Genomic DNA, 528 nt, shown 5'->3' with positions numbered 1-528 from the left:
ACGCGCGCTTCCTACCTTTCGCCGATGTCGTCCATCTGACCGAAATCGATCTGCAGGTGCCTGGCGACACGTTCTTCCCAACGCTGCCGGCGCGCTTCACGGCCGTCGATCGGATCGAGATCGACGGTGCCGTCGCTCACGCCTTCGTCACCTATGCCAGCGCCTCACCAGACGGAAACCTCCGATGAAACACGCCGACAGCGCCGCCCTAGATCGACTTGAACCGCTGCTCGCGGAAATCCGCCAACTGGCCGGCACGAGCCTGAAGGAACGCGCACGCGGCGTGTTCTACCGCCAGTCGCGCGCCTTCCTGCATTTCCATACCGACCCGGCCGGCATGTTCGCCGACCTGCGCCGCGGCGAGGCCTTCGAGCGCTTCCCGCTCGCCTGCGCTGCCGAGCGCAGCCGCTTTCTCGCCGCCCTGCGCGAAACCCTCCGAGCCTGAACCGGCCCTTCTCCGCTGCGCCCCTACACCGACTGCCGCGAAAAAATCCGGATCACCGAATTCAGGTGAGTCAGCATCGCACG

At 65.9% G+C, this 528-nt stretch carries 1 protein-coding gene and 1 pseudogene; both read left to right on the top strand.

The window, feature by feature from the left end; translation table 11 throughout:
• Positions 1–188: pseudogene (locus HW466_RS31220) on the top strand (dihydrofolate reductase); the annotation flags it as partial.
• On the top strand, positions 185–445 hold the full coding sequence (locus HW466_RS31215; RefSeq protein WP_176316154.1) for a hypothetical protein: 261 nt from the start codon (positions 185–187) through the stop codon (positions 443–445). The pseudogene HW466_RS31220 and the gene HW466_RS31215, both read left to right, overlap by 4 nt.
• Positions 446–528 lie beyond the last annotated feature (83 nt).

This window comes from Burkholderia territorii, assembly GCF_902833055.1.
Lineage (GTDB): Bacteria > Pseudomonadota > Gammaproteobacteria > Burkholderiales > Burkholderiaceae > Burkholderia > Burkholderia territorii.
This window is presented reverse-complemented; position numbering and strand designations above follow the sequence as displayed.

What these genes read in the sequence shown, in the direction of transcription:
- HW466_RS31215 (WP_176316154.1), top strand. Translation starts at nt 185, where the DNA reads ATGAAACACGCCGACAGCGCCGCCCTAGATCGACTTGAACCGCTGCTC.